Raw genomic sequence first — 23,673 nt, 5'->3', positions numbered from 1 at the left:
TCTATTGCCGAGCGGCGACCCGCTCGCGTGCGAGAGTCGACAGCAATCCGGCGAGTTCTTCGATGTCGCGCACACGGACGGATGCCGCGGTCTCCCCCGGGCCGACGCGGATCCCGAGGTCCTGCGGCTCGAGCGACCGGAGGGCGTCCTCATCCGTCACGTCGTCCCCGGCGAACACGACCGCCGTGGCCCCGACGACCTCGCGCAGGTGGGCGACGGCGGCATCCTTCCCCGCATCGGTGAAGGCGTACTCGACGATGTCGTGGCCCTGGCGCCGGCGCCAGTGCGGCGCGGCGTCCGCCATCATCGCGTCGACGCCCGAGCGCAGCGCGGCGGCCTCGTCGGCGTCGGCGACGGTGCGCAGGTGCACCCCGAACCCGAACGCCTTCGGCTCGATCCAGGCTCCGGAGACGCCGCTCGCGAGACGCTCCGCGTCAGCGCGCAGGCGATCGCGCAGCGCGATGTCCGCAGCGTCGACGTCGCCCTCGGACGGCGAACCGGGAATCCAGTACTCGGCCCCGTGCGAGCCGGCGAGCAGGATCGACGAGTCGTCCTCATGCTCGGAGATCACCTGGAGGTCGGCGAGCGTCCGGCCCGAGACGAACGCGACGAACGTGTCGGGCGTCGTCAGGAGGGCGTCGACGGCCCCGCGCGCGGCAGGGGTCATCCGCGCCGTCATCGGTTCGTCGACCAGCGGGGACACGGTGCCGTCGAAGTCGAGCGCGACGAGTAGGCGCTCGGCCGCGGCGACCGCGGTGACACCGGTCACGCCCGCTCCTCGCGCGACTGGCCGAGGTCCGCCAGGAAGCGCTGCGACCACTTCGCGACGTCGTTCTCCCGCACCCGACGCCGCAGCGCCCGCATCCGCCGCTCGCGCTCGCGCTCGGGCATCTCGATCGCCTGCATGATCGCGTCCTTCAAGCCGGAGATGTCGTGCGGGTTGACCTTGATGGCCTGGGTCAGCTCGTCGGCGGCCCCGGTGAACTCGCTCAGCACGAGGGCTCCGCCGCCGTCGACGCGGCTGGCGACGTACTCCTTCGCGACGAGGTTCATGCCGTCGCGCAGGGCCGTCACGAGCATGACGTCCGCCGCGAGGAAGAGGGCGACCATCTCCTCGCGCGGATAGGAGTTGTGGAGGTACTGGATGGCGGTATAGCCGAGTTCGTCGGCGTCGCCGTTGATGCGACCGACGGTGAGCTCGATCTCGTCGCGCAGCTCCATGTAGGTCTGCACGCGTTCGCGGCTGGGGCTCGCGACCTGCACGAGGGTCACGTCGTGCACGGAGAGCCGGCCGTCGGCGAGCAGTTCGCCGTAGGCCTTCAGGCGGTGGCGGATGCCCTTCGTGTAGTCGAGCCGGTCGACCCCGAGGAGGATGGCCTTCGGATTGCCCAGGCTCGAGCGGATCTCGGCGGCGCGCGCCTGGATGTCCGGCCGATTCGCGAGCTCCTCGTACTCGGCGGCGTCGATCGAGATGGGATAGGCCCGGGCCACGGCCTTGCGCACTCCCCCGTCGGCGGTGGGCACCGAGATCGCACCGGCCTTGGTGTCGAACCCCAGCTGCCGACGCACGGCACGGGCGAAGTTGCCGGCATCCGCCACCCGCTGGAACCCGATGACGTCGGCGCCGAGGAGGCCCTCGAGGACCTGCCGGCGCCACGGCAGCTGGGCGTACAGGCCGTATGCGGGGAACGGAATGTGGTGGAAGTACCCGATCGTGAGATCGGGTCGGAGTTCACGGAGCATCTTCGGGACGAGCTGCAACTGATAGTCGTGGACCCATACCGTCGCGCCGTCGGCGGCATGCGCGGAAGCGGCCTCCGCGAACCTGCGGTTCACCTTGACGTAGGCGTCCCACCATGCGCGGTGGTAGGTCGGGGCTGCGATCACGTCGTGGTACAGCGGCCAGATGGTGTCGTTCGAGAAGCCCTCGTAGTACAACTGCACATCGTCCGCGGTGAGGGTGACGGGCACGAGCTGGAGCCCGTCGAACTCGAACGGATCGAGCTCCACGCCGGGCTGTCCCGGCCACCCGATCCAGGCACCGTTGTTGCGGCGCATCACCGGATCGACCGCGGTGACCAGTCCGCCCGGGGACCGCCGCCACGGCTCGTTCTCGTCATCCGTCCGATCGACCGGAAGGCGGTTGGACACGACGACGAAGTCTGAAGCCACGGTCACGGAGTTCCTCTCGACGGATGACCTCAGGCTAACAACCGCCGCGACGGGGACTCACCCCACTACCGTGGGTGGTATGCGCAAATACCTCTTCGGCACCGGACTCCTGTCGGCCCTCACCGGAGGCGTCACCCTGCTGCGCTCCGCGCGCAGCGAGGAGAAGTTCACCTGGCGCACCGCTCTGGCGTGGCTCAGCTGGGGTATCACGATGGCCCTCGCGGTCGGCTCGGTCGTCGACACGCGACGCGCTTCGCGCGGCAAGCTCATTCCGCTCGACTCGCCGCGCGCCGACGACAAGAAGAAGCTCTTGAAGAAGCGCGTGTCGCGTCGGCGCTGACGCCGAGGACGCTCACGGCGCGAGCCTCTACCGCGTGAGGATCAGCGCCTCGCCCTGACCGCCGCCGCCGCACAGCGCCACACCGGCCGCCCCGCTCCCGCGGCGGGCCAGCTCGTGCACGGCGTGCACGACCAACCGCGCGCCGGACGCGCCGATCGGGTGTCCGATCGCGATCCCGCCGCCGTGGACGTTGACGACCGCATCATCGACGCCGAGCTCGCGTCGGGACTGGGCGACGACGGCGCCGAAGGCCTCGTTGATCTCGATGAGGTCGAGGTCGGCGGCGGCCATGCCCTGCCGCCCCAGCGCCTGCGCCAGTGCCCGCGCGGGTTGCGAGTGGAGCGAGTTGTCGGGGCCGGCGACCTGACCGGCCGAGCCGATCACCGCGAGGACGGTCCACCCCTCGGCATCCGCCCGGGAGCGGGTCGTCACCACGACCGCCGCGGCACCGTCGGAGATCGGCGACGCGTTGCCGGCCGTGATGTCGCCGTCGGGCGAGAACGCGGGGCGCAGGCGCGCGAGGGTCTCGACGGTCGTCTCGGGGCGGATGCCCTCGTCCCGCGTGAGCCGGAGCGGATCGCCCTTGCGCTGCGGCACCTCGATCTCGACGATCTCCGCGTCGAAGACACCCGCCTCCGCCGCAGCTGCCGCCCGCTGATGCGACAGCGCGGCGACGTGGTCCTGGTCCGCGCGGGAGAGTCCGAGCCCGGGGTTGCGGCGCTCCGTCGACAACCCCATCGACACGCCGTCGTAGGCGTCGGTGAGCCCGTCGACGGCCATGTGGTCGAGGACCTCGACGGAGCCGTACGTCCAGCCGTCGCGAGACCCCATCAGCAGGTGAGGGGCGCGCGTCATCGATTCCATCCCGCCGGCGACGACCACCGCGGCATCGCCCACGGCGATCATCCGCTTCGCGTCGATGATCGCCGTCAGGCCCGACAGACACACCTTGTTGACCGACGTGGCGGGGACGTCCCAGCCGAGCCCGGCGCCGACCGCGGCCTGACGTGCGGGATTCTGCCCCGAACCGGCGGCGAGCACCTGCCCCAGGATGACCGCGTCGACGGATGCCGGGGCGACGCCGCCGCGCTCGAGGGCGCCGCGGATCGCGAGGGCGCCCAGTTGCGGTGCGGTGAACGGGGCGAGCTGCCCCTTCAACCGGCCCTGCGGGGTCCGCGCCGCCGCCACGATCACGATGTCTTCGGTCATGCTCCCACCTTCACATCCTGCGCGACCACGAGCTCGGGCTCGGTCGCATCCTTCACGTCCTGCACGGTGACCCCCGGAGCGGTCTCGACCAGCACCAGCCCCTCGGATGTCACGTCGATGACGGCGAGATCGGTGATGATCCGGTCGACGACCCCGCGACCGGTGAGCGGCAGCGAGCAATCCGTCACGATCTTCGGCGACCCGTCGCGGGCCGTGTGCTCCATGAGCACGATCACCTTCGCGGCGCCGTGGACGAGGTCCATCGCACCGCCCGGGCCCTTCACCATCTTCCCCGGGATCATCCAGTTCGCGAGGTCGCCCCGGGCCGACACCTGCATCGCGCCGAGGATCGCAGCGTCGATCTTGCCGCCGCGGATCATCCCGAAGCTGAGCGCGGAGTCGAAGAACGCCGCCCCCAGAAGGGTGGTCACCGTCTCCTTGCCCGCGTTGATGAGGTCGGGGTCCACCTGGTCCTCCCTCGGGTACGGGCCGACGCCGAGGATGCCGTTCTCCGACTGGAGCACGACGGTCACGCCCTCGGGGATGTGGTTCGGGACCAGCGTCGGAAGGCCGATCCCCAGATTCACGTAGGCGCCGTCCGGCAGCTCGGCCGCCGCTCGCGCCGCCATCTGCGTCCGTGTCAACGCCATCTCACTCCACCTCCGTCGCGACGGTGCGTCGCTCGATGCGCTTCTCGATCCCCGTGCCCACCTCGACGATGCGGTGCACATAGACGCCGGGCAGGTGCACCGCATCCGGGTCCAGTTCGCCGGGTTCGACGAGCTCCTCGACCTGCGCGATGCAGATGCGGCCGGCCATGGCGGCGAGCGGGTTGAAGTTGCGGGCCGCCTTGTTGAAGACGAGGTTGCCGTGCCGGTCGCCGCGCAGCGCGTGGACGAGGGAGAAGTCCGTCGCGATGGCCTCCTCGAGGACGAACTCCCGGGCTTCACCGCGGACGTCGAAGCGGCGGACGTCCTTCGGGGGGGATGCCACGGCCACGCCGCCGGCGCCGTCGTACCGACGCGGCAGACCACCCTCCGCGACCTGCGTGCCGACACCCGTCTGCGTGTAGAAGGCGGCGATGCCGGCCCCGCCGGCGCGCAGCTTCTCGGCGAGGGTGCCCTGCGGCGTGAGCTCGAGCTCCAACTCGCCGGAGAGGAACTGGCGCTCGAACTCCTTGTTCTCGCCCACGTAGGACGAGGTCATCTTGCGGATGCGGCGCGCTCGCAGCAGAACACCGAGACCCCAGTCGTCCACCCCGCAGTTGTTGGAGACGACGGAGAGGTCCGTCGTCCCCTGTGCGAGCAGGGCGTCGATGAGGGCGATCGGGTTTCCGGAGAGGCCGAAGCCGCCGACGGCGATGCTCGCGCCGTCGGGGATGTCGGCGACGGCGTCGGCCGCCGAGGGGACCGTCTTGTCGATCACGGTGCACTCCTTCGTGTCGTTGCTCCCAGCATCGACGTCGGAGGCCCCGGACCGCGAGCGGTCGGTTGCGATGTGGGACGCTCCGCGCCTAGGGTCCACGATGTGGAACACCCCTCGTCGACCGTCCCGGGAGCGCAGGCCATCGCGCGGGCGGCACGCCTGCTCCGGCTCGTCAGCGCCGCCGGCGCGGAGGGCCGCGGTGTGCGCGAACTCGCCCACGAGGCATCCCTCTCCCGGTCGACGGCGCACCGCCTGTTGACCGCCCTGCGCGCCGAGGGCCTGGTCGATCAGGATGAGCGCACGGCACGATGGCTGGCCGGACCGGAACTCTTCCTCATGGGCGCGGCCGCCGCGCCCCGCTACGACATCACGCACGTCGCCGGCGACATCGTCCGATCGCTCGCGGTGAAGACCGAGGAGAGTGCGTTCCTGTCCGTCCGGCGCGGCGATGAGACCGTCTGCCTCATGCGCGAGGAGGGGTCGTTCCCGATCCGGTCGTTCGTGCTCAGCGAAGGAGTCCGCTTCCCGTTGGGCGTCGCGTCCGCGGGGCTCGCGATCCTCTCGTTCCTGCCACAGCCCGAGGTCGACGCCTACCTCGGCCGCCATACCGACCTCGCCGCTCGGTGGGGTGATGTCCACGATGCGGATCCCCTGCGCGCACGCATCGGGGAGACCCGGGACCGCGGTTACGCGGTGAATCCGGGGCTCATCGTCCCGGGATCATGGGGGCTCGGGGCAGCCGTGTTCGATCAGGAGGGGCGGCCCGCCTGGGCCCTCAGCCTCACCGGCGTCGAGTTCCGCTTCGGCCCGGACCGCCTCCCCGAGTTGGGGCGTCTGCTGCTCGCGCACGCGCACCAATTGACGACCCGCATCCAGTCCGTCCGCCGTCGATGACGACGGCGGCGGTCACAACCCCGCGGTCTCGAGCCAGCGCAGCCACACCTCGCTGACGGTCGGGTACGCGGGGACGGCGTGCCAGAGGCGGTGCAGCGGGACCTCGCCGACGATGGCGATCGTCGCGGCATGGAGCAGCTCGGCGACATCGGGTCCCACGAACGTCGCCCCGACCAGCACGCCGCGCTCCGCGTCGATGACGGCCCGCGAGCGCCCCTCGTACCGGTCGGAGTGGGTGCTCGCCCCCGCCACCCAGGACAGGTCGTAGTCGACGACCTTCACGTCGATGTCGGCGTCACGAGCGGATGCCTCGGTGTGTCCGACGGCGGCGACTTCGGGCTCGGTGAACACGACCTGGGGAACGGCGCTGTGGTCGGCGGTGGCCGCCAGCGCGCTCCAGGCCGACGTGTCCACGTCGTTCGACGCGGCGCGACGCGCGATGACGTCGCCGGCGACACGGGCCTGGTACTTGCCCTGGTGGGTCAGCAGGGCCCGGTGATTGACATCGCCCACGGCGTACAGCCAGTCGTTGCCGGGGACGCGCATCGTGTCGTCTACCCGGATCCACGATCCCGCCTCGAGTCCGACGTGTTCGAGGCCGAGGTCTTCGGTGCGGGGCACACGACCCGTCGCCACCAGGATCTCCTCCGCCCGGACGACGGAGCCGTCATCCAGAGTGACACTCACCCCGTCGGAGGAACGGGCGACGTGCTCGACACCGCGCCCGGTGAGGATGGTCGCGCCCGCGCCCGTCAGGGCGGCGCCCACGGCCTCGCCCGCGAAGTCCTCGAGTCCGCCGAGGAGGGTGGACCGGGCGATCACGGTCACGTCCGAGCCGAGCGCGGTGAAGGCCGTCGCCATCTCAAGACCGACGACGCCGCCGCCCAGGATGATCAGCGAGGACGGCACGGTGCGGACCCCCGTCGCCTCGCGACTGGTCCAGGGTGCGGCATCCTGCAATCCGGGGATGTCCGGGATCAGCGCGGCGGAGCCGGTGCAGACGGCGACCGCGTGGCGCGCGCGCAGGGTGGTGACCGCGCCGTCCGCCGCGGTGACGGTCACTTCCTTCTCACCGGCGAGGCGCCCGTGGCCGCGCACCAGGTCGATCCCCGCTCCCTGCAGCCACTCGACCTGCGACGTGTCCTGGTAGTCGTGCACGATGCGGTCCCGGCGCGCAAGCACGGCGGCGACGTCGACCCCGCCGGTCACCGCCTCCGCGGCGCCCGCGACGTCGCGGACCGCGCGCAGCGCAGCCGGGGCCCGCAGCAGCGCCTTCGAGGGCATACAGGCCCAGTACGAGCACTCGCCGCCCACCAGCTCGCTCTCGACGATCGCGGCCGTCAACCCCCCTCGCACGGCACGATCGGCGACGTTCTCACCGACGGGTCCTGCTCCGATCACGATGAGGTCGTACTCGCGTGTGCTCATGCCTTCACGCTACTGACAGGACGACCCAGCGGGGTCGGAACGAGGGCATCTCCTGCCACAACCGCCATGTGACGTCAATGGTCGCCCCGGACTCCCGGGATGTCCGGGGTGTGTGGTTGGCTGAAACACCGGCCGAAAGGACCCCTCCATGGCGATCGAATTCCGATCCGTCACCAAGCGATTCGGCGACGGACCCGCGGCCGTCGACGAGGTCACCCTCGAGATGCCGGCGCGCAAGACGACTGTCCTCGTGGGTTCGTCGGGATGCGGCAAGACCACCCTGCTCCGCATGATCAACAGCCTCATCGAACCGACGTCGGGCGACATCACGATCGATGGCGAGTCGATCCACGCCAAGGACGCCGTCCAGCTGCGGCGGAGCATCGGGTACGTCCTCCAGAACGCCGGCCTGCTCCCCCACTACACGGTGGCGGACAACATCGCGACGGTGCCCGTCCTCACCGGACAGACGAAGGCGGCCGCACGGCGTCGCGCACTCGAGCTGATGGAGGTCGTCGGCCTCGACGCCGCCTTCGCCGACCGGTATCCCGCGCAGCTCTCCGGCGGTCAGCAGCAGCGCGTCGGCGTCGCGCGCGCCCTTGCCGCGGACCCCAACATCCTCCTCATGGACGAGCCCTTCGGCGCCGTCGACCCCATCGTCCGCAAAGAACTGCAGGCCGAGGTCATCCGGCTGCAGCGAGAACTCGACAAGACCATCGTCTTCGTCACGCACGACATAGACGAGGCCTTCCTCCTGGGCGACCAGGTCGTGATCCTGCAGAAGGGCGCACACATCGCCCAGCGCGGCACGCCCTCGGAGATCATCGAATCCCCGGCCGACGACTTCGTCGCGACCTTCATCGGCACCGACCGCGGAGCGCGCGCGTTCCGCGCCAAGGAGACCCCTCGCGGCACCGTCCTCGTGGATGGGGCGGGACGCACGCAGGGAGTGCTCGTGTCGGATGCGGCAGAGGATCCGAGGTGACCTCCCCATGAACTGGGTCCTCGACAACCTGGACCTGATCGGTCGCCTGACCGTCGCCCACCTCCGACAGAGCACGATCGCGATCCTCGTCGGGTTCGCCGTCGCGGTGCCGATCGGTTGGGCGGCGTTCCGCTACACGCGGCTGCGCGGCACGGTGCTGGGTGCGGTCGGCATCCTCTACACGATCCCGTCGTTCGGCCTGTTCGCGCTCATCAGCGCGATCAGCGGCATCCCTCTGCTGTCCGAGACCAACCTCGTCGTCGCGCTGACCATCTACGCGGTCGCGATCATGACCCGGTCAGTCACGGATGGACTCGCGTCGGTCGAGTCCAGCGTCCGCAACGCCGCGGTCGCCGTCGGCTTCGGTCCGTGGCGGCGCTTCTGGACGGTCGACTTCCCGCTGGCGGGCCCCGTCATGCTGGCGGGCCTGAGGGTGACGGCCGTCTCGACGATCTCGCTCGCCACCGTCGGCGCTCTGATCGGCGTGCAGAACCTAGGGTACCTGTTCACGAACGGATCGCAGCGGAGGATCCTCCCCGAGGTCTTCGCGGGCGTGCTCGCCGTGGTGATCATCGCCCTCGTCATCGACGCGCTCCTCCTGCTGGCCGGACGCGCGCTGATGCCGTGGACCCGGCGAACCTCGCCCCCGCGGTCGCGGGCACGGATGCGGGAGGTCGCCGCATGAACGTCTTCCTCGACGCCTTCGCCTGGATCTTCTCGCCGGATCGCACGACGGGATACCTCCCCCTCGGCGAGGCGATCCTCCAGCACCTCGGCTTCACCTTCGGCTCGGTCGCCCTCGCTGCGCTCGTCGCCGTACCCGCCGGATGGGCCATCGGGCACACCGGTCGCGGACGCGAGATCGCCGTCTTCCTCTCCGGCGCCGCCCGGTCGCTGCCCTCCCTCGGCCTCGTCGTCCTGCTCTACCTCCTGATCGGCGTGAACTTCAAGGAGCAGGCCGCCGTCGTCTCCTTCGTTCTTCTCGCCATCCCCTCGATCCTCGCGGGGGCCTACGCGGGGATCGAGGCGATCGAGCGCACGACGATCGAGGCGGGGCGCGCCGTCGGGATGACGCCGATGCAGGTCCTGTGGAAGATCGAGATCCCCCTCGGACTGCCGCTGCTGATCGGCGGCATCCGCTCCGCTGTGCTGCAGGTCGTCGCGACGGTCACCATCGCGGCCTACGTCGGCCTCGGCGGACTCGGCTTCGCCCTGATCCAGGGCATCCAGACCCGGAATCCGGCGCAGATCCTCGGGGCGTCGATCGTCGTCGTGGTCCTCGCCCTCGTGCTGGACGGCGTGTTCGCGCTGCTCCAGCGCATCCTCGTCCCCCGCGGCGTCGCCGTCCAGCGATCCGCGCCGCGCCGCCTGCGGCCTCGCCCGTCCCCCCAACCCGCCTGACTCACAGCAGCACGACCCCTATCCCACCCGGAGGCACCCATGTCCATCACCCGCACACGCATCCTGCCCGCCCTCGGCCTCGCCGCCGTCGCCGCCCTCGCACTCTCGGCCTGCGGGTCGAGCGAGTCCCTGCAAGGCGGCGGATCGGGCGGCAACGGCGGCAACGGCGGAGGCGAGGAGTCGTCGACGATCGTGATCGGTTCGCAGCAGTACTACTCGAACGAGATCATCGCCGAGATCTACGCCCAGGCTCTCGAAGCCGCCGACTTCACCGTCGAGCGCAACTTCTCCATCGGCCAGCGCGACGCCTACATGCCCTCGCTCGAGGACGGATCGATCAACCTCTTCCCGGAGTACACCGGCAACCTGCTGCAGTACTTCGACAAGGACGCCACGGCGACGACGCCCGACGATGTCTACGCCGCGCTGCAGGACGCCCTCCCGGACGGTCTGACCGCGCTCGACTACTCGCCGGCGACCGACCAGGACTCGTACAACGTGACCGCGGCCTTCGCCTCCGAGAACGACCTCACCGAGATCGGCGACCTCGCCGGCATCGACGGGCTGAAGCTCGGCGGCGCGCCTGAGCTGGAACAGCGTCCCTACGGCCCCACCGGGCTCAAGGACGTCTACGGCGTGGATGTCGCTTTCGAGGCGACCGCCGACACCACCGTCGACGAGCTCGTCGCCGGCAACATCCAGGTCGCCAACGTGTTCAGCGCCGACCCGCGCATCAAGACCGATGACCTCGTGACCCTCGAAGACCCGAAAGGCCTCTTCCTCGCGTCCAACGTCGTGCCGATCGCGAGCTCGGACATCTCGGACGAGATCGCCGACGTGATCAACGAGGTCAGCGCCGCGATGTCGCCCGAGGAGCTCGTCGCGATGAACGTCGAGTCCTCCGTCGACCAGCGGAACACCGAGGACATCGCGAAGGACTGGATCGCCGACAACCTGAGCTGATCCGTGCGCACCGAGGGCCCGCGGGCCGCCGCATCCGTCTCCGTCGTCATCCCTGTGAAGGACGACGCGGACGAGCTGCGACGCTGCCTGCGGGCCCTCGCTCTGCAGACGAAGCGGCCCGATCAGATCATCGTCGTGGACAACATGTCCTCCGATGAGTCCGCAGAGGTCGCCCGCTCGGCGGGCGCCGACGTGATCCACTGCGACCGGCCCGGCATACCGGCTGCGGCAGCCGCCGGCTACGACGCGGCGTCGGCCGACCTCATCCTCCGACTGGACGCGGACTGCGTTCCGGCGGGGTCGTGGGTCGCTGCCATGAGCAGCGCGGCCGACGCGCACCCCGAGGCCTCCGTGTTCGCCGGGGGCGCGCGGTTCGTGGACGGACCCCGCCCGCTGCGGACGCCGCTGGCGAGCGTCTACCTCGGCGCGTACGCGATCGTCCTGCTCCCCGTCCTCGGCCACGTCCCGCTGTTCGGCTCCAACCTCGGTCTGCGGCGCGACGCCTGGCGGCGCGTCAGCAGCAGCGTCCACCGGGACGATCCCGAGGTGCACGACGACCTCGACCTGTCGTTCCACCTCGGCGAGCACCACCGCATCCGCCTCGTCCCCGGCGCCGCGATGGGGATCTCGATGCGGCCCTTCACCTCCGCATCCGCGTTCCGTCGGCGGGTGCGCCGCGGCGTCCGCACCGTCGTGATCCACTGGCCCGCGAGCTTCCCGCCGGTCCGCTGGGCGCGTTTCGCGATGCGACGCGCGGGCTCCGTGGTCGCTCGGCGGGTGACCCGGTGAACCGCCTCCTCGGCGCCGTGGAGGCTCCGCTCCTCCACATGATGACGCTGAACGTGCGTCGTCCGATGCCCTCTCTGCTCTCTTCGCCGTCGGATCGCTGGGCACGCCGCCGCCCCGCCCTCGTGTCGATGCTCCGGCGGGAGAGCCCCAGCATCCTGTGCACCCAGGAGGTCCTCCCCGGTCCCGCGGCGGAGGTCGCCGCCGCCCTCGGACCGTCGTTCGCGCGGATCGGCGTGGGGCGTCGACGAGGCGGGCGCGGGGAGGGCTGTCCCGTGTTCTTCGATCGAGACCGGCTCGAACCGCTCCACCACCGCCAACGCGCCCTGTCGGACACACCCGACGTCCTCGGCACCGCGTCCTGGGGCAACCTCGTGCCCCGCATCGTCACGGTCGGCGTCTTCCGCGACCGCACCACCGGTGCACGCTTCGCCGTCGTCAACACGCACCTCGACCCCTTCTCCGCGCGGTCCCGGATGCGCGGGGTGGAGGCCATCCGCACCGAGGTGCGCGGCACCGGGCTCCCGACCCTCGTCTTCGGCGACATGAACAGCGGCGCCGAGTCCGATGCACTCCGCGCCCTGCGCGCCGGCGATCTGCTGACGGACACGTGGACGGTCGCCGCGGAGAGGGTGACCCCCGCCTGGGGCACGTACGCGGGCTACCGCGCACCCGTCCGCGACGGCAAGCGGATCGACGTGATCCTCGCAACGTCGGACATCGAGGTCGAACGGGTCGGGATAGACGCGCGAACCGAGGACGGGATCGCGCCGAGCGACCACCTGGCCGTCCATGCCGCTCTCGAGGTGCCGCGATGAGGGAGGACTTCCTGCGCCCGCCGGCGTCGCCGGCGGAATGGGCGGCTGACGGCATCCGTCTCCTCGGCCTGATCAGCGTCCTGGCCGCCTTCGTCTGGTGGACTCCGACGGATGCCGGGATCCTCGCACTCGCACTGCCCGCCCTCCTCGTCCCGCGCCTGCTCGGTGTGCTTCCGTGGTTCGACGTCCTCTACGGAGTGACCGTCAGCGTCGCCGCGTGGAGCAACGTCCTCGACCTGTACCGGTCGATCGCGTGGTGGGATCTCGTCGTGCACTTCGTGGCGACGGGCATCATCGCGTCGATCGGGTACGTCGCCCTGCAGCGATCCGGCGTCCTCCCAGACCGGCCCCGGCGGCGCACCGCGATCGTCCTCCTGCCGACCGTCGGGCTCGCCATCAGTGCGATCTGGGAGATGGTCGAGTGGCTCGGGAAGACGTTCGTGGACTCCGAGATCTTCGTCACCTACCCGGACACCATCGGGGACATGGCCGTGGGAGGGACGGGCGCCCTCCTGACGGGGCTCGTCCTCGCACGGATCCGCATCGACCGAGCCGCGAGTCACGCGGCGGACAGGAAGGACGCATCATGGCAGCGTTGAAGAAGGGCGACCGGGTCAGCTGGAACACCTCCCAGGGTCGCACCCACGGCACGATCGTCGAGCGGAAGACGAAGGACTTCACCTTCGACGGGCAGGACTTCACCGCGTCCAGCGACGAGCCCGCCTACATCGTGGAGTCCGAGAAGACCGGGGCGAAGGCCGCGCACAAGGGCTCCGCGCTGTCGAAGCTCTCCTCCTGAGGCGGAGCCGGCGGGGGGGTCTCCCCATGGATCGGCCCTCGGGCGATTCCTATCCTCGGACCAGGAGGTGGCGCGATGGGCATGATGTTGCCGAACGACCTCGTGTGGGTCATGGAGAAGCTCGGCTTCGAGTGGCCGGACATCGACGAGGACGAGGTGCGCAGGCTTACCCCTCCTTCTACAACCAACCCGGTCAGGTCTTCACCCGCGTCCCCAGCGCGGAGATGCCCCCGATCTCGTGAGCCGAAGGAGAGTCGTGTCCACTGATCCGACGACGGAACTCATCCGTGCGATCGTCACGAACATGCAGGGCGCGCGCGACGACTGGAAGTCGCTGGCGATGGTGATCAGCCTCGGGGGCGGGCGGCTGAGCGAGACGTCCGGCTACGCCTACTCCCCGGACGGAACCGTCTCGGCGGTGGCCTCGCGTCCCTCGCAGATCAAGCCCGCCGTCGACGCCTACCTCGCCGACCGCTACCCCGAGGGCGCTGAGCTGCCCGCGAAGTTCCTGGTGCAGTTCGACCGCGACGCCAAGGCGTACGAGATCACCTTCGAGGACGCCGACCCGATGCGATGGAAGGTGACGCCCGACAACGTCGAGGCGATACGGCAGGAGCTCAAGCCGAACCTCGGCTGACTCCCGGCCCGTCCGCGCACCGCGGCGCGGCGCGGCATCCTCCCTCCTCGACCGCGGAGAATCGACCCATGCCCATCGTCGACAACGCCGTGTACGTGGACGGCCGCCGGATCCAGGATCCGGTGAACCTCAGCGAGACCTTCGAGCACATGCGCGACCACCACGGCATGGCGTGGATCGGTCTCTACCGCCCGACCGAGGAGGAAGTCGCCGCCGTCGCCACGGAGTTCTCCCTGCACCCGCTCGCCGTCGAGGACGCCCTCGCCGGGCATCAGCGCGCCAAGCTCGAGCGGTACGGCGACGTGCTGTTCACGGTGCTGCGACCGGCACGGTACGACGACACGACGGATTCGGTGGACGTCGGGGAGCTGCATGTCTTCGTCGGTCCCGAGTTCGTGGTGACGATCCGGCACGCGGACTCGCCGGACCTCACGCAGGTACGGACGAGGATGGAGCACCAGCCGGAACTGCTGCGCATGGGTCCGGAGGCGGTCCTGTACGCCATCCTCGATCAGGTGGTGGACGAGTACTCCCCGGTGCTCGCCGGGGTCGAGAACGACATCGACGAGATCGAGGAGACGCTGTTCAGCGGATCGGATGCCGGGCTGTCGCAGCGCATCTACACGCTGGCGCGCGAGGTGATCGCCCTGCACAAGTCGACGCTCCCGCTCGACGACATGCTGCAGCGGCTGCTGCAGGGGTCCGAGAAGTACAAGGTCGACATCGAGTTGCAGCGCTCGCTGCGGGACGTCCTGGACCACGTCATCCGCCTCAACGAGCGCATCGTGGCGTTCCGTTCGATCCTCGACAACGCCCTGACCGTGCATTCGACGCTCGTCACCCAGCGGCAGACCGACACCTCGCTCGAACAGAACGAGCAGGTCAAGAAGATCTCGGGGTGGGCGGCGATCCTGTTCGGGCCGACCCTGGTCGGTACGGTCTACGGGATGAACTTCGATCACATGCCCGAGTTGCACTGGACCTTCGGGTACCCCATGGCCCTCGGCATGATGGTCGCGAGCTCGGTCGTGCTCTATGCGGTCTTCAAGCGCAAGAAGTGGCTCTGACCGGGACATCCGACACCGGAGAAGCAGAAGGCCCCGGTCACTGGCGAGAGTGACCGGGGCCGTCCGTGCACCCCCTGGGACTCGAACCCAGAACCCACTGATTAAGAGTCAGTTGCTCTGCCGATTGAGCTAGAGGTGCGTGATTCGAAGAACTCGAACCGAGGGTCAACACTAGCATCACGATCGGCTGCTCCGCCAATCGAGACGCCCTCGGCACCCATGAGGGCGCCAGGCGCAGCACGTATCCTGGAGCCGTGACGCCTCTGCCCTCCGCGACGGACTGGACCGCCCCCTTCGAGGGCGACCTGACGGATGATCTCGCTCTCGCCCTGCGCCTCGCGGATGCCGCGGACCGCGTCGCGATGGAGCGTTTCGACGCGCCGGACCTCGACGTCCGCACGAAGGCCGACGCGACGCACGTCACCGAGGCGGACCTCGCGACCGAGCGTGCCATCCGCGACCTGCTCGCGGCGGAGCGACCCGCCGACGGTGTCTTCGGGGAGGAGTTCGGCACGAGCGGCCACGGATCGCGGCAGTGGATCATCGACCCGATCGACGGCACGGCGAACTACCTGAAGGGCATCCCGATGTGGGCAACCCTGATCTCGCTCGTCGTAGACGGCGTGCCGCGGGTCGGCGTGGTCAGCCAGCCGGCCATTTCGCGTCGCTGGTGGGGCGCCACGGGCGCCGGTGCGTGGACCCGCACCGCCGACGGCGCGACCCGCCGCATCCGCACCTCCGACGTCGCGTCGCTCTCCGACGCGAGCATCAGCTTCCAGAGCATCGCGCAGTGGGATGCCGAGGGTCGCGCGGACGACCTGCTGCGCCTCTCGCGCGCCGTGTGGCGCGACCGCGGCTACGGCGACGCCTGGCCCTACATGCTGCTCGCCGAGGGCCGTCTGGAGTTCGTCGCCGAGTTCGGGGTCCGCGAGTACGACATCGCCGCGCACGTGCCGATCATCCTCGAGGCGGGCGGCCGCTTCACCGATATCCACGGGGCCGAACGGCTCGATGCACTGTCGTCGCTGGCGACCAACGGCATCCTCCACAACGAGTTCCTCGGGATGCTCGGCGCGTGAGGTCCGCGCGACACGGGACGCGCCTCGCCGCCGCGGTGGCGGCGAGCGGCCTCACGGTGCTCCTCGCCACGGCGTGCAGTCCCACGCCGGGACAGGTCGCAGGGACGGCGGCGACTCCCGCCCCGGGCGCCTCCGCACCCGCGGCATCCGCCCCACCGACCATCGATCCGGCAGACGTGACGTGCGAGAACATGCTCTCGCCCGAGACCGTGGACGCGTTCACGGCGACGGGATGGACGGTCCGCGAGGATCCGTTCGTGATCCTGGACCTCGAGCTCCCCGAGGGCACTGCGTGCACCTGGGGCGACTTCAGCTCCCCCACCAACGACGACCTCGTCCTCTTCGGGTGGTCCCCGATCTCCCAGGCCGATGCCGACGCGACCGAGGCGGCGCTCGAGGCGGAGGGATGGCTGCGCGAGGACGACGACGCCGGCGTGATCATCACCGAGGACCCGGATGCGGCGCTCCGCGTGGACGAGCAGGGGTACGGCGTCACCTACCTCTTCGGCGACGGCTGGGTGAAGGTCTCGGACACCCGGCAGGGCCTGGATCTCATCGAGCTCGGCTGACGCACGACGAAGCCCCCGGCATCCGTACGGACACCGGGGGCTTCACTCCGTGACAACGGTTCGTGGAGATGGGGGGAATCGAACCCCCGTCCATCGCTGAGAGACGGCGTCTTCTCCGGGCGCAGTCTGTAAAAGGCGTTCTGCTCGGCTCCGACCTTCAGTACAGACACATAAGTCGACGAGCCCAGCCTGAAGAAAGTCCCGCGTGACGCTCAGGCGACGTCACGCAGCGAGATCCCTTAGATGACGCCAGGGACCGCGAGGGGATCACTCACGGACTGACGGACTCGGGCTCGCTGCTTACGCAGCGAGGGCGAAGTCGGACTGCTTCTTTTCGGCAGTTATTGGTTCGCAGAGATCGTTAACGAGATAACCCTGCATCCTCGGCCCGCTTCCCGCAGAGTCACAGGCGATGTCGAAACCGATCATCCCCGAGACGCCTGACGGCGTGTGGACCGTTGTCACACTGTGGAGTTGTCCTGTCTCGGATGCCGGAGCATCCGAGCATCCCAGAATACCACCCGGACGGCCGGCTCAGTCGACGAGGAAGTAGTCGCGCGCGAGCGGCGCGACCTCCAGCGCCTGCGCCTCCGCCTCGCCGACCCATCGGAGTTCGGCGATCTCCGCCGCGGCGCGCGGTTCCTGGCGACCGAGCGGAACGTCGAACACGTCCGCGACCACCGTGTGCCCGGCCTCGTTCGCTGCCGCCGCCCGGAAGACACCCCGGGATCGGAGGTCGTCGACGGCGACGTCGACGCCGAGTTCCTCGCGCAGCTCGCGGACGAGCGTCTCGGCCGGGCCCTCCCCCGTCTCGGGCTTGCCGCCGGGCTGCATGAAGGCCGTCGTGCCCGCCTTGCGGACCAGCAGGAGCCGTCCGGAGGCGTCGCGGATGACGGCGGCCGAGACCCGGATCGAGCGGTCGGAGGCGTCGTCGGAGGCGGTCACGCCTGAACGCTAACAGGCTCGGCATCCGACTCGACGTACAATCTCGTGTGCTTCCCGACACTCTCTCGTCCGACACGGCGATCGATCCCGCTGATCTCGCCACCACTCTCCGGGTGCTCGCGGCCCTCCCCTCCCTCCCCCGGACGCACCCCGACTTCATTGCCGTCCGGCAAGCGAGCGCAGCGATGTTCAAGGCGGCGAAGAAGGAACGGCGCCGCGAGATCCGTGAGGCCGTCGCGACCGCCGACCGCGAGGTCGTCCACGCGACGGCGACGGGAGCGCCGGACCGCATCGACGACGAGACGCGCGGCATCCCCATCGCCACCCGCACCGCCGCCCCCATCGCGGGCGTCCTCAAGAAGGCGCGCGGCTGCTACATCTGCAAGCAGCCGTACACGATCGTCGACGCCTTCTATCACCAGCTCTGCCCCGACTGCGCGGCCCTCAGCCACGAGAAGCGGGATGCCCGGACCGACCTCACCGGCCGACGGGCGCTCCTCACGGGTGGGCGCGCGAAGATCGGCATGTACATCGCGCTGCGCCTGCTGCGCGACGGCGCCCACACCACCATCACGACGCGGTTCCCGCGGGATGCCGTGCGTCGGTTCCGCGCGCTGCCGGACTCGGCCGAGTGGATCGACCGGTTGAAGATCGTCGGCATCGATCTGCGCGACCCGGCGCAGGTGATCGCCCTCGCCGACGACGTCGCCGCTGCGGGCCCGCTCGACGTGCTCATCAACAACGCGACGCAGACGGTTCGCCGCTCCCCCGGCGCCTACCAACCGCTCGTCGACGCCGAACTCGCACCGCTCCCCGACGGCCCGCTGCCCGAACTCGTCACCTTCGGGCACACCAACGACCGGCACCCCGAGGCCCTCGAGCGGTCGGTGAGCGCGCACCCGATCCTCGCCGCGGCGGCCGATCGCGCCGACGTGCTCACGCGGGAGGCGATGGCCGCCGGGTCGACGTCGCTCGACCGTCTCGCCGCAGGGACGGCGATCGACGCCGGCGGTCTGATCCCCGACCTCGATCACACGAACTCCTGGGTGCAGCGCGTCGAGGAGGTGGATCCGCTCGAGATGCTCGAGGTACAGCTCGCGAACACGACGGCACCGTTCCTCCTCGTGTCCAAGCTCCGGCCCTCGCTCGCCGCGAGCCCCGCCCGGCGGACCTACATCGTCAACGTCAGCGCGATGGAGGGTGTCTTCGAACGCGGGTACAAGGGCCCCGGGCATCCGCACACGAACATGGCGAAAGCCGCGGTCAACATGCTGACCCGGACGAGCGCCCGCGAGATGTTCGAGAGCGACGGCATCCTCATGACGAGCGTCGACACCGGATGGATCACGGACGAGCGGCCGCACCCCACGAAGGTGCGCCTCGCGGAGGAGGGGTTCCACGCCCCGCTGGACCTCGTCGACGGCGCCGCTCGCGTCTACGACCCCATCGTGCGTGGCGAAGCCGGCGAGGACCTCTTCGGCGTCTTCCTCAAGGATTACGCGCCGGGCCGCTGGTGATCCCGTTCCCCGCTCCCGGGACCCGCGTGGTGGTGCGCTATCTCCTGCCCGACGGGCGGGCGACGGACGCCCTCGGCGAGCTCGTGTCGGTCGAACCCGACGTGATCGTCGTCGACGGTAAGCGCGGGCTCGAACGCATCGGCCGCACGGCGGTCATCGCCGCGAAGGCGGTTCCGCCGCCCCCGGAACCGCGGCCACGGCGGCCACCGGCCTGAGGGTCACTCCCCCAGACGGTTGCGGCTGCGCATGGCGCGCTCGGCCTCGCGCTTGTCTTCGCGTTCGCGGATCGTCTGACGCTTCTCGTACTCGCGCTTACCCTTCGCGACGGCGATCTCGACCTTCGCCCGCCCGTCCGAGAAGTACAGCTTGAGCGGGATGAGCGTGTAGCCGCCGGCGGCGACCGCGTGGGAGAGCTTGACGATCTCGTCCTTGTGCAGGAGCAGCTTGCGCGTGCGCTTGGCGGCGTGGTTCGTCCAGTGACCCTGTGAGTACTCCGGGATGTGCACGGCGTCGAGCCAGGCCTGGCCGCCGTCGATGAACGCGTAGCCGTCGCTCAGGTTCGCGCGCCCCTGGCGCAGCGACTTCACCTCGGTGCCGGTCAGCACGAGACCGGCCTCGTAGGTCTTCTCGATGGCGTACTCGTGGCGCGCGCGACGGTTGGTCGCGATGACCTGTTCCCCGCGTTCCCTGGGCATGATGACTCCTCGACGCGGCCGCGCTCCGCGCGCGACCGGCCTGCCAGTCTAACGGAGGCGTACGCTCAGGTGCGCAGCCATCGGCGGATGGCGAAGCTGGCCGACAGCGCCGCCAGCACGAGACCGAGAACCACGATCAGCGGGATGACCAGCAGCGCATCCCGTCCGTCGATCCACGTCGTCACGAAGTCGATCTCGTCGACGAGGAACCCGTGCACGCCGTACTGCACGCCGAGCCAGACGGCGACGCTGGCGAGTGCCGAGCCGATGAAGGCGGCGAAGACGCCCTCGAGGACGAACGGCGTCTGGATGAACCGGTTGGATGCCCCGACGAGACGCATGATGCCGAGTTCCTTGCGCCGCGCGTAGGCCGAGAGCCGGATGGTGGTGGCGATGAGGAGCACGGCCGCCACGAGCATGAGCCCGGCGATCCCCACCGCGAAGTACGTCGCGATCGTGAGCGCCGAGAACAGCGGCTGCAGATACTCCATCTGGTCGGTCACCCCCTCGACGCCCTGCGTTCCCGAGAACGCCTCGTCGATGACATCCGTCTGCGTGGGATCCACGAGGTTGACCCAGTACGTCTCGTTCAACTGGGCCGGGGTGATGAAGTCCTTGTAGTCCTCGCCCATGAGGTCGAGGACGTTCTGGTAGGCCTCCTCGCGTGTCTCGAACCGGACGCTGCGGACGATGCCCTCGAGAGCCGGGCTCTCGAGCTTCTCCTTGACCGCGGCGAGCTGTTCGTCCGTCGCCTCGCCGTCGCTGCAGGTGGTCTCCGTCGACCCGTCGCGGCACATGAAGATCGCGACCTGGGCGCGCTCGGCCCAGTACCCCTGCATCTTGGCGATCTGCATCTGCATGAGCAGGGCGGCGCCCACGAACGTGAGCGACACGAAGGTGACGAGGATGACGGAGATCACCATCGACGCGTTGCGACGAAGACCCGTGAGGGCCTCGCCGAGGACCAGACGGACTCTCATGCGGTCGGCCCCACTTCGTCGTCGTCGCGGTGCCCGAGACCCAGACGGTCCGCTGCCCCGAGCCCGTCGATGTCGCCGAGGTCGATGTCGGCGGGGGTGATCGGGATGCCTCTGGTGCCCGTGTCCGGCTCGGACGCCGCTGCCCGGGCCGCGGCATCCGTCTGCACCTCGGTCACCGGGGGCGGGTCCTGCACGACGGGGACGGCGGGCAGCACCGTCTCGGGCTGCGGGGCCGGAGGCTCGATCGGGTCCGGGAGGGGCTCGACCGCCCCCGTGTCGCCGGTCGCGATCTGCTTCTGCAGTTCGAGGACGGCCGTGAGCGCCGCCGTGGCCGCCGCGCCCTTGACCGTCTCGGGCGTGAGGACGGGCAGGCCCGATGTGTCGCCGTAGCCGCCGTGGCGCTCGTCACGCACGACCACACCACCGCGCAGCTCGATGACGCGGCGCTGCATCTGGTCGACGAAGCCCGCCTCGTGGGTCGTCATCACGACGGTCGTACCGCCGGCGTTGATGCGGGCCAGCAACTGCATGATGTCGATGGAGGTTCCCGGGTCGAGATTTCCGGTCGGCTCGTCGGCGAGCAGGATCTGCGGCCGGTTGACGATGGCGCGCGCGATCGCGACACGCTGTTGCTCACCGCCTGAGAGCTCGTGCGGCAGGCGCTTCTCCTTGCCCGCCAGGCCCACCAGGGCGAGGGCTTCGGGGACGGACTGCTGGATGAACGCGCGACTCGACCCGATGACCTGCAGCGAGAACGCGACGTTCTGGAAGACGGTCTTGTTCGGCAGCAGACGGAAGTCCTGGAAGACCGACCCTATGTGACGACGGAAGTAGGGGACCTTGCGCGTGCTCAGACCGCGCACATCGCGTCCGAGGACGACGACGCGACCGTCGGAGGCGGTGTCCTCGCGGAGGATGAGGCGCAGGCACGACGACTTCCCCGAGCCCGACGCGCCGACGAGGAACACGAACTCCCCGCGCTGGACGTCGAACTCGACGTCGCTGAGGGCGGGTTTGCTGGTGCCGCGGTATTTCTTGGAGACCTTTTCGAAGCGGATCATGGCCAGACGAGCCTAAGCGGCGGGGCCGCCGCTTCCGTCAGCGACACTCCCGCGCGCTCAGGGGGCTGACAGGGTTCCCCGGACGATCGAGTCGCCCGAGTGACCGGGATCCCCGTCGACGTCCTCCTGCGAGATGTCGACCACGGTGAATCGCGACAGGTCGACGTCGTCGGGGATGTCGAAGGAGCCCGAGCTGCCGTCGAGCACGCCGAGGCTGATCAGGTCGCTGGCGTCCGACGTGAGCAGCCACACCTCGCGGTAGCCGTCGTCGGGGACGGATGCCGTCAGGTCGACCACGACGCGGTCGTGACCGTCGACGCGCTCGAGCATCGCCTCGCCCTGGGCGCCCGCCCAGGTCGGGAAGCCGTCGAGCCGGGCCTCGGAGATGATCTCGGGACGCGGGGCGATGCCCCCGGCCATCCAGACGCCTGCCACGATCGCCACGACGGCGACGGCCGCTCCCGCCATCACGAAGAACACCGGGCGACGACGGACCCGCCGGCGACGTGCCACGTGCCGGGCCCCGGTCGACGGCGCCTCGGAGGGACGGGATGCCGGTTCGTCGGGCGTCGACTCCGGTGCGGTCGACGGCTCCGACGGCAGAGCGAGTTCGCTGCGGATGGACTCCCAGACGCGGTCGGGGGGCCTCAGGAGCTCCTCGCCGGTGCGGGTCGCCCGGCCTGCGGCGACCGCGCGCGCGAACGAGGCGACTTCGGCCGTGCAGTCCGCGCAGGAATCGAGGTGGTGCTGCTCGTCGGCGGACGGCTGCTCCCCCATCGCCAGGAGGGCGGCGACCTCGGGGTCAAGATGTGACATGGTGCGCCTCCAATCGGGTTTGCAGTCGGGTGAGACTTCGTCGGATGTGGCTTTTGACGGTGCCGAGCGGCATCCCCAGTCTGTCGGAGATCTGCTGGTGGGTCAGATCCTCGTAGAACGCCAGCGCCAGGACGGCACGGGCGTCGGGCTCGAGCTGGGCGACCTCGTCGGCCACGAGCATCGCGTCGGAGACGTCGTGTTCGGCGACCTGATCGGGGACGACCGCCTTCAACGCCTCCTCGAGACGTGCCGCGCGGGCACGGGCCTCGTGGGCGTCGGCGATGCGGCGACGCGCGATCGTGATGAGCCACGCGCCGAGAGGCGCCCCGTCCACGCGGTACGACGATCGGGAGGTCCATGCCGAGACGAACGTGCGCTGTGTGACGTCCTCCGCCTCGGTCGTGTCGCCGAGCGAGCGGACGGCGAGGGTGTACACGATGCGCGACCACCGGTCGTACATCGCCTTCACCGCGGTCTCGTCACCCGCCGCGAAACGCTCATCGAGGTGGGTGTCGTCGTCGACGGCCTGCTCCTTCCGTGCGGCGAGCCGAGGCGGGGCCGTGATGGTCGCAACTGCGCCTTCGCAATGAGCACCACGTTATCGCTGTAGGTGCGGGTCTGCTGATCGAAATCACCACCGCAGGTGATGACCGCGAGGGTCCGCGGACCCTCACGGGTGAACAGGTCGTCCACGGGGAGCTCCGCGCGGGGGATGTACGTGACCGACTCGGTGACGTAGGTGGTGACCGTGCCGTCGGCATCCGTCACCGTCACCTCGTCGCCCTGCTTCGCTTCACGCAGTCTGGCGAGCGGTCCCACACCGTACTCCCGGTCGTCCACGTGGGCGGCGATCACGGTCGTGCCTTCGGCGTCGGCGGGGGCCTTGCCGAAGCGGTACCACCCCGCGATCGACGGACGTTCCGGGATCTCCATCTCGCCGGTGTCCTGCACCCCGACCGCCTCCACCGGCATGTCGACGTCCAACGACGAGATGGCGAGCCGCTCCGGTGCCGGAGCGCGCACGACGGCCTGCGGAGTGGCCGGAGCGACCGGGACGGAGACCTGCGGCGTGGGAGCCGCCGGTCGA

Annotated in this window: 29 protein-coding genes, 1 tRNA gene and 1 other RNA gene; 16 read left to right on the top strand and 15 right to left on the bottom strand. The window is 70.1% G+C overall.

The window, feature by feature from the left end:
• Position 1: 1 nt before the first annotated feature.
• Both otsB and ACPEH0_RS01815 read right to left on the bottom strand, forming a co-directional pair.
• On the bottom strand, positions 2–769 hold the full coding sequence (otsB, locus tag ACPEH0_RS01820; RefSeq protein ID WP_366213159.1) for a trehalose-phosphatase: 768 nt from the start codon (positions 767–769) through the stop codon (positions 2–4).
• Positions 766–2,178 (bottom strand): alpha,alpha-trehalose-phosphate synthase (UDP-forming), encoded by a 1,413-nt coding sequence (locus ACPEH0_RS01815; RefSeq protein WP_064001907.1) that lies wholly within the window; start codon positions 2,176–2,178, stop codon positions 766–768. Before ACPEH0_RS01815 ends, otsB begins: the two co-directional genes overlap by 4 nt.
• Before the next feature lie 73 nt (positions 2,179–2,251).
• Between ACPEH0_RS01815 and ACPEH0_RS01810 the strand changes: the two genes are divergently transcribed.
• Positions 2,252–2,512 (top strand): hypothetical protein, encoded by a 261-nt coding sequence (locus ACPEH0_RS01810; protein WP_064001906.1) that lies wholly within the window; start codon positions 2,252–2,254, stop codon positions 2,510–2,512.
• Positions 2,513–2,539: 27 nt separating this feature from the next.
• Here the strand turns inward: ACPEH0_RS01810 and ACPEH0_RS01805 are convergent, their stop codons facing one another.
• The 3 genes from ACPEH0_RS01805 to ACPEH0_RS01795 are packed head-to-tail and all read right to left on the bottom strand — an operon-like array spanning position 2,540 to position 5,146.
• Positions 2,540–3,721 carry an acetyl-CoA C-acetyltransferase gene (locus tag ACPEH0_RS01805; RefSeq protein ID WP_217530099.1) on the bottom strand — a complete coding sequence of 394 codons (1,182 nt, stop codon included), beginning with the start codon at positions 3,719–3,721 and terminating at the stop codon, positions 2,540–2,542.
• Positions 3,718–4,371 (bottom strand): 3-oxoacid CoA-transferase subunit B, encoded by a 654-nt coding sequence (locus tag ACPEH0_RS01800; RefSeq protein WP_366213160.1) that lies wholly within the window; start codon positions 4,369–4,371, stop codon positions 3,718–3,720. Before ACPEH0_RS01800 ends, ACPEH0_RS01805 begins: the two co-directional genes overlap by 4 nt.
• Before the next feature lies 1 nt (position 4,372).
• Positions 4,373–5,146, bottom strand: a complete 774-nt coding sequence (locus tag ACPEH0_RS01795; protein ID WP_217530104.1) for a CoA transferase subunit A — start codon at positions 5,144–5,146, stop codon at positions 4,373–4,375.
• Positions 5,147–5,248: 102 nt separating this feature from the next.
• Between ACPEH0_RS01795 and ACPEH0_RS01790 the strand changes: the two genes are divergently transcribed.
• Complete coding sequence (locus ACPEH0_RS01790; RefSeq protein WP_064001902.1) at positions 5,249–6,040, top strand: IclR family transcriptional regulator; 792 nt, start codon at positions 5,249–5,251, stop codon at positions 6,038–6,040.
• A 12-nt stretch (positions 6,041–6,052) separates the two neighbouring features.
• On the opposite strand, the gene ACPEH0_RS01785 is transcribed toward ACPEH0_RS01790, so the two are convergent.
• Positions 6,053–7,468, bottom strand: coding sequence for a dihydrolipoyl dehydrogenase family protein (locus tag ACPEH0_RS01785; protein ID WP_366213161.1), 1,416 nt, complete (start codon positions 7,466–7,468; stop codon positions 6,053–6,055).
• Positions 7,469–7,616: 148 nt separating this feature from the next.
• Here ACPEH0_RS01785 and ACPEH0_RS01780 point away from each other — a divergent pair, with 148 nt between their 5' ends.
• From ACPEH0_RS01780 to corA, 10 genes are all read left to right on the top strand, one after another.
• Entirely contained in the window at positions 7,617–8,453 is an 837-nt protein-coding gene (locus ACPEH0_RS01780; protein WP_366213162.1) for an ABC transporter ATP-binding protein, read from the top strand.
• A gap of 7 nt (positions 8,454–8,460) precedes the next feature.
• Positions 8,461–9,138, top strand: a complete 678-nt coding sequence (locus tag ACPEH0_RS01775; protein WP_366213163.1) for an ABC transporter permease — start codon at positions 8,461–8,463, stop codon at positions 9,136–9,138.
• Positions 9,135–9,854: an ABC transporter permease gene (locus ACPEH0_RS01770; RefSeq protein ID WP_253034249.1), complete on the top strand. Its 720-nt coding sequence runs from the start codon at positions 9,135–9,137 to the stop codon at positions 9,852–9,854. The genes ACPEH0_RS01775 and ACPEH0_RS01770 overlap by 4 nt, the downstream gene beginning before the upstream one ends.
• 39 nt (positions 9,855–9,893) lie before the next feature.
• The gene (locus ACPEH0_RS01765) at positions 9,894–10,817 is read left to right on the top strand and encodes an ABC transporter substrate-binding protein (RefSeq protein ID WP_359917612.1); all 924 of its coding nucleotides are present in this window, start codon (positions 9,894–9,896) and stop codon (positions 10,815–10,817) included.
• A gap of 3 nt (positions 10,818–10,820) precedes the next feature.
• A complete protein-coding gene (locus tag ACPEH0_RS01760; protein WP_366213165.1) occupies positions 10,821–11,606 on the top strand; it encodes a glycosyltransferase family A protein in 786 nt (261 codons plus the stop codon).
• On the top strand, positions 11,603–12,421 hold the full coding sequence (locus ACPEH0_RS01755) for an endonuclease/exonuclease/phosphatase family protein (protein ID WP_366213166.1): 819 nt from the start codon (positions 11,603–11,605) through the stop codon (positions 12,419–12,421). The genes ACPEH0_RS01760 and ACPEH0_RS01755 overlap by 4 nt, the downstream gene beginning before the upstream one ends.
• On the top strand, positions 12,418–13,020 hold the full coding sequence (locus ACPEH0_RS01750; protein WP_366213167.1) for a hypothetical protein: 603 nt from the start codon (positions 12,418–12,420) through the stop codon (positions 13,018–13,020). The genes ACPEH0_RS01755 and ACPEH0_RS01750 overlap by 4 nt, the downstream gene beginning before the upstream one ends.
• The gene (locus tag ACPEH0_RS01745; RefSeq protein WP_064001895.1) at positions 13,008–13,220 is read left to right on the top strand and encodes a DUF2945 domain-containing protein; all 213 of its coding nucleotides are present in this window, start codon (positions 13,008–13,010) and stop codon (positions 13,218–13,220) included. The genes ACPEH0_RS01750 and ACPEH0_RS01745 overlap by 13 nt, the downstream gene beginning before the upstream one ends.
• Before the next feature lie 256 nt (positions 13,221–13,476).
• Positions 13,477–13,857: a hypothetical protein gene (locus tag ACPEH0_RS01740; protein ID WP_359917607.1), complete on the top strand. Its 381-nt coding sequence runs from the start codon at positions 13,477–13,479 to the stop codon at positions 13,855–13,857.
• A 68-nt stretch (positions 13,858–13,925) separates the two neighbouring features.
• Positions 13,926–14,924 carry a magnesium/cobalt transporter CorA gene (gene corA / locus ACPEH0_RS01735; RefSeq protein WP_366213168.1) on the top strand — a complete coding sequence of 333 codons (999 nt, stop codon included), beginning with the start codon at positions 13,926–13,928 and terminating at the stop codon, positions 14,922–14,924.
• 66 nt (positions 14,925–14,990) lie between these two features.
• Here corA and ACPEH0_RS01730 read toward each other — a convergent pair.
• Positions 14,991–15,063: transfer RNA gene (locus ACPEH0_RS01730), tRNA-Lys, on the bottom strand.
• A 115-nt stretch (positions 15,064–15,178) separates the two neighbouring features.
• On the opposite strand from ACPEH0_RS01730, the gene ACPEH0_RS01725 reads away from it, so the two are divergent.
• Both ACPEH0_RS01725 and ACPEH0_RS01720 read left to right on the top strand, forming a co-directional pair.
• Positions 15,179–16,003, top strand: a complete 825-nt coding sequence (locus ACPEH0_RS01725; RefSeq protein WP_217530125.1) for an inositol monophosphatase family protein — start codon at positions 15,179–15,181, stop codon at positions 16,001–16,003.
• On the top strand, positions 16,000–16,572 hold the full coding sequence (locus ACPEH0_RS01720) for a hypothetical protein (RefSeq protein WP_254631945.1): 573 nt from the start codon (positions 16,000–16,002) through the stop codon (positions 16,570–16,572). Before ACPEH0_RS01725 ends, ACPEH0_RS01720 begins: the two co-directional genes overlap by 4 nt.
• Positions 16,573–16,632: 60 nt before the next feature.
• Here ACPEH0_RS01720 and ssrA read toward each other — a convergent pair.
• Together ssrA and ACPEH0_RS01710 are read right to left on the bottom strand one after the other, a co-directional pair.
• Positions 16,633–17,005, bottom strand: a transfer-messenger RNA (tmRNA) gene (ssrA, locus tag ACPEH0_RS01715).
• A 101-nt stretch (positions 17,006–17,106) separates the two neighbouring features.
• Complete coding sequence (locus tag ACPEH0_RS01710) at positions 17,107–17,517, bottom strand: NUDIX hydrolase (protein WP_366213169.1); 411 nt, start codon at positions 17,515–17,517, stop codon at positions 17,107–17,109.
• Between the two features lie 47 nt (positions 17,518–17,564).
• On the opposite strand from ACPEH0_RS01710, the gene ACPEH0_RS01705 reads away from it, so the two are divergent.
• Positions 17,565–19,034 (top strand): SDR family NAD(P)-dependent oxidoreductase, encoded by a 1,470-nt coding sequence (locus ACPEH0_RS01705; RefSeq protein ID WP_217530129.1) that lies wholly within the window; start codon positions 17,565–17,567, stop codon positions 19,032–19,034.
• Positions 19,031–19,249 (top strand): hypothetical protein, encoded by a 219-nt coding sequence (locus ACPEH0_RS01700; protein ID WP_253034217.1) that lies wholly within the window; start codon positions 19,031–19,033, stop codon positions 19,247–19,249. The genes ACPEH0_RS01705 and ACPEH0_RS01700 overlap by 4 nt, the downstream gene beginning before the upstream one ends.
• A gap of 3 nt (positions 19,250–19,252) precedes the next feature.
• Here ACPEH0_RS01700 and smpB read toward each other — a convergent pair whose 3' ends face one another.
• The 6 genes from smpB to ACPEH0_RS01670 form a co-directional block, all read right to left on the bottom strand.
• Positions 19,253–19,729 (bottom strand): SsrA-binding protein SmpB, encoded by a 477-nt coding sequence (gene smpB / locus ACPEH0_RS01695; RefSeq protein WP_064001887.1) that lies wholly within the window; start codon positions 19,727–19,729, stop codon positions 19,253–19,255.
• A gap of 65 nt (positions 19,730–19,794) precedes the next feature.
• Entirely contained in the window at positions 19,795–20,709 is a 915-nt protein-coding gene (gene ftsX, locus ACPEH0_RS01690; RefSeq protein WP_217530131.1) for a permease-like cell division protein FtsX, read from the bottom strand.
• On the bottom strand, positions 20,706–21,770 hold the full coding sequence (gene ftsE / locus ACPEH0_RS01685; RefSeq protein WP_423719403.1) for a cell division ATP-binding protein FtsE: 1,065 nt from the start codon (positions 21,768–21,770) through the stop codon (positions 20,706–20,708). The genes ftsX and ftsE overlap by 4 nt, the downstream gene beginning before the upstream one ends.
• A 57-nt stretch (positions 21,771–21,827) precedes the next feature.
• Positions 21,828–22,586 (bottom strand): anti-sigma factor, encoded by a 759-nt coding sequence (locus ACPEH0_RS01680; RefSeq protein ID WP_366213170.1) that lies wholly within the window; start codon positions 22,584–22,586, stop codon positions 21,828–21,830.
• Entirely contained in the window at positions 22,573–23,046 is a 474-nt protein-coding gene (locus ACPEH0_RS01675; protein WP_366213411.1) for an RNA polymerase sigma factor, read from the bottom strand. Before ACPEH0_RS01675 ends, ACPEH0_RS01680 begins: the two co-directional genes overlap by 14 nt.
• 5 nt (positions 23,047–23,051) lie before the next feature.
• Positions 23,052–23,609, bottom strand: a complete 558-nt coding sequence (locus ACPEH0_RS01670; protein ID WP_366213171.1) for a class F sortase — start codon at positions 23,607–23,609, stop codon at positions 23,052–23,054.
• Positions 23,610–23,673 lie beyond the last annotated feature (64 nt).

Origin of the sequence: Microbacterium sp. NPDC079356, from assembly GCF_049545465.1 — a bacterium.
In the GTDB taxonomy this organism is placed as follows: Bacteria; Actinomycetota; Actinomycetes; order Actinomycetales; family Microbacteriaceae; genus Microbacterium; species Microbacterium gawkjiense.
Note: the sequence above shows the minus strand (reverse complement) of the source record. Positions and strands in the feature narration are given on the sequence as shown.

What these genes read in the sequence shown, in the direction of transcription:
- ACPEH0_RS01810 (WP_064001906.1), top strand. Translation starts at nt 2,252, where the DNA reads ATGCGCAAATACCTCTTCGGCACCGGACTCCTGTCGGCCCTCACCGGA.
- ACPEH0_RS01805 (WP_217530099.1), bottom strand. Translation starts at nt 3,721, where the DNA reads ATGACCGAAGACATCGTGATCGTGGCGGCGGCGCGGACCCCGCAGGGC.
- ACPEH0_RS01800 (WP_366213160.1), bottom strand. Translation starts at nt 4,371, where the DNA reads ATGGCGTTGACACGGACGCAGATGGCGGCGCGAGCGGCGGCCGAGCTG.
- ACPEH0_RS01785 (WP_366213161.1), bottom strand. Translation starts at nt 7,468, where the DNA reads ATGAGCACACGCGAGTACGACCTCATCGTGATCGGAGCAGGACCCGTC.
- ACPEH0_RS01780 (WP_366213162.1), top strand. Translation starts at nt 7,617, where the DNA reads ATGGCGATCGAATTCCGATCCGTCACCAAGCGATTCGGCGACGGACCC.
- ACPEH0_RS01775 (WP_366213163.1), top strand. Translation starts at nt 8,461, where the DNA reads ATGAACTGGGTCCTCGACAACCTGGACCTGATCGGTCGCCTGACCGTC.
- ACPEH0_RS01770 (WP_253034249.1), top strand. Translation starts at nt 9,135, where the DNA reads ATGAACGTCTTCCTCGACGCCTTCGCCTGGATCTTCTCGCCGGATCGC.
- ACPEH0_RS01765 (WP_359917612.1), top strand. Translation starts at nt 9,894, where the DNA reads ATGTCCATCACCCGCACACGCATCCTGCCCGCCCTCGGCCTCGCCGCC.
- ACPEH0_RS01750 (WP_366213167.1), top strand. Translation starts at nt 12,418, where the DNA reads ATGAGGGAGGACTTCCTGCGCCCGCCGGCGTCGCCGGCGGAATGGGCG.
- ACPEH0_RS01745 (WP_064001895.1), top strand. Translation starts at nt 13,008, where the DNA reads ATGGCAGCGTTGAAGAAGGGCGACCGGGTCAGCTGGAACACCTCCCAG.
- corA (WP_366213168.1), top strand. Translation starts at nt 13,926, where the DNA reads ATGCCCATCGTCGACAACGCCGTGTACGTGGACGGCCGCCGGATCCAG.
- smpB (WP_064001887.1), bottom strand. Translation starts at nt 19,729, where the DNA reads ATGCCCAGGGAACGCGGGGAACAGGTCATCGCGACCAACCGTCGCGCG.
- ftsX (WP_217530131.1), bottom strand. Translation starts at nt 20,709, where the DNA reads ATGAGAGTCCGTCTGGTCCTCGGCGAGGCCCTCACGGGTCTTCGTCGC.
- ftsE (WP_423719403.1), bottom strand. Translation starts at nt 21,770, where the DNA reads ATGATCCGCTTCGAAAAGGTCTCCAAGAAATACCGCGGCACCAGCAAA.
- ACPEH0_RS01680 (WP_366213170.1), bottom strand. Translation starts at nt 22,586, where the DNA reads ATGTCACATCTTGACCCCGAGGTCGCCGCCCTCCTGGCGATGGGGGAG.
- ACPEH0_RS01675 (WP_366213411.1), bottom strand. Translation starts at nt 23,046, where the DNA reads ATGTACGACCGGTGGTCGCGCATCGTGTACACCCTCGCCGTCCGCTCG.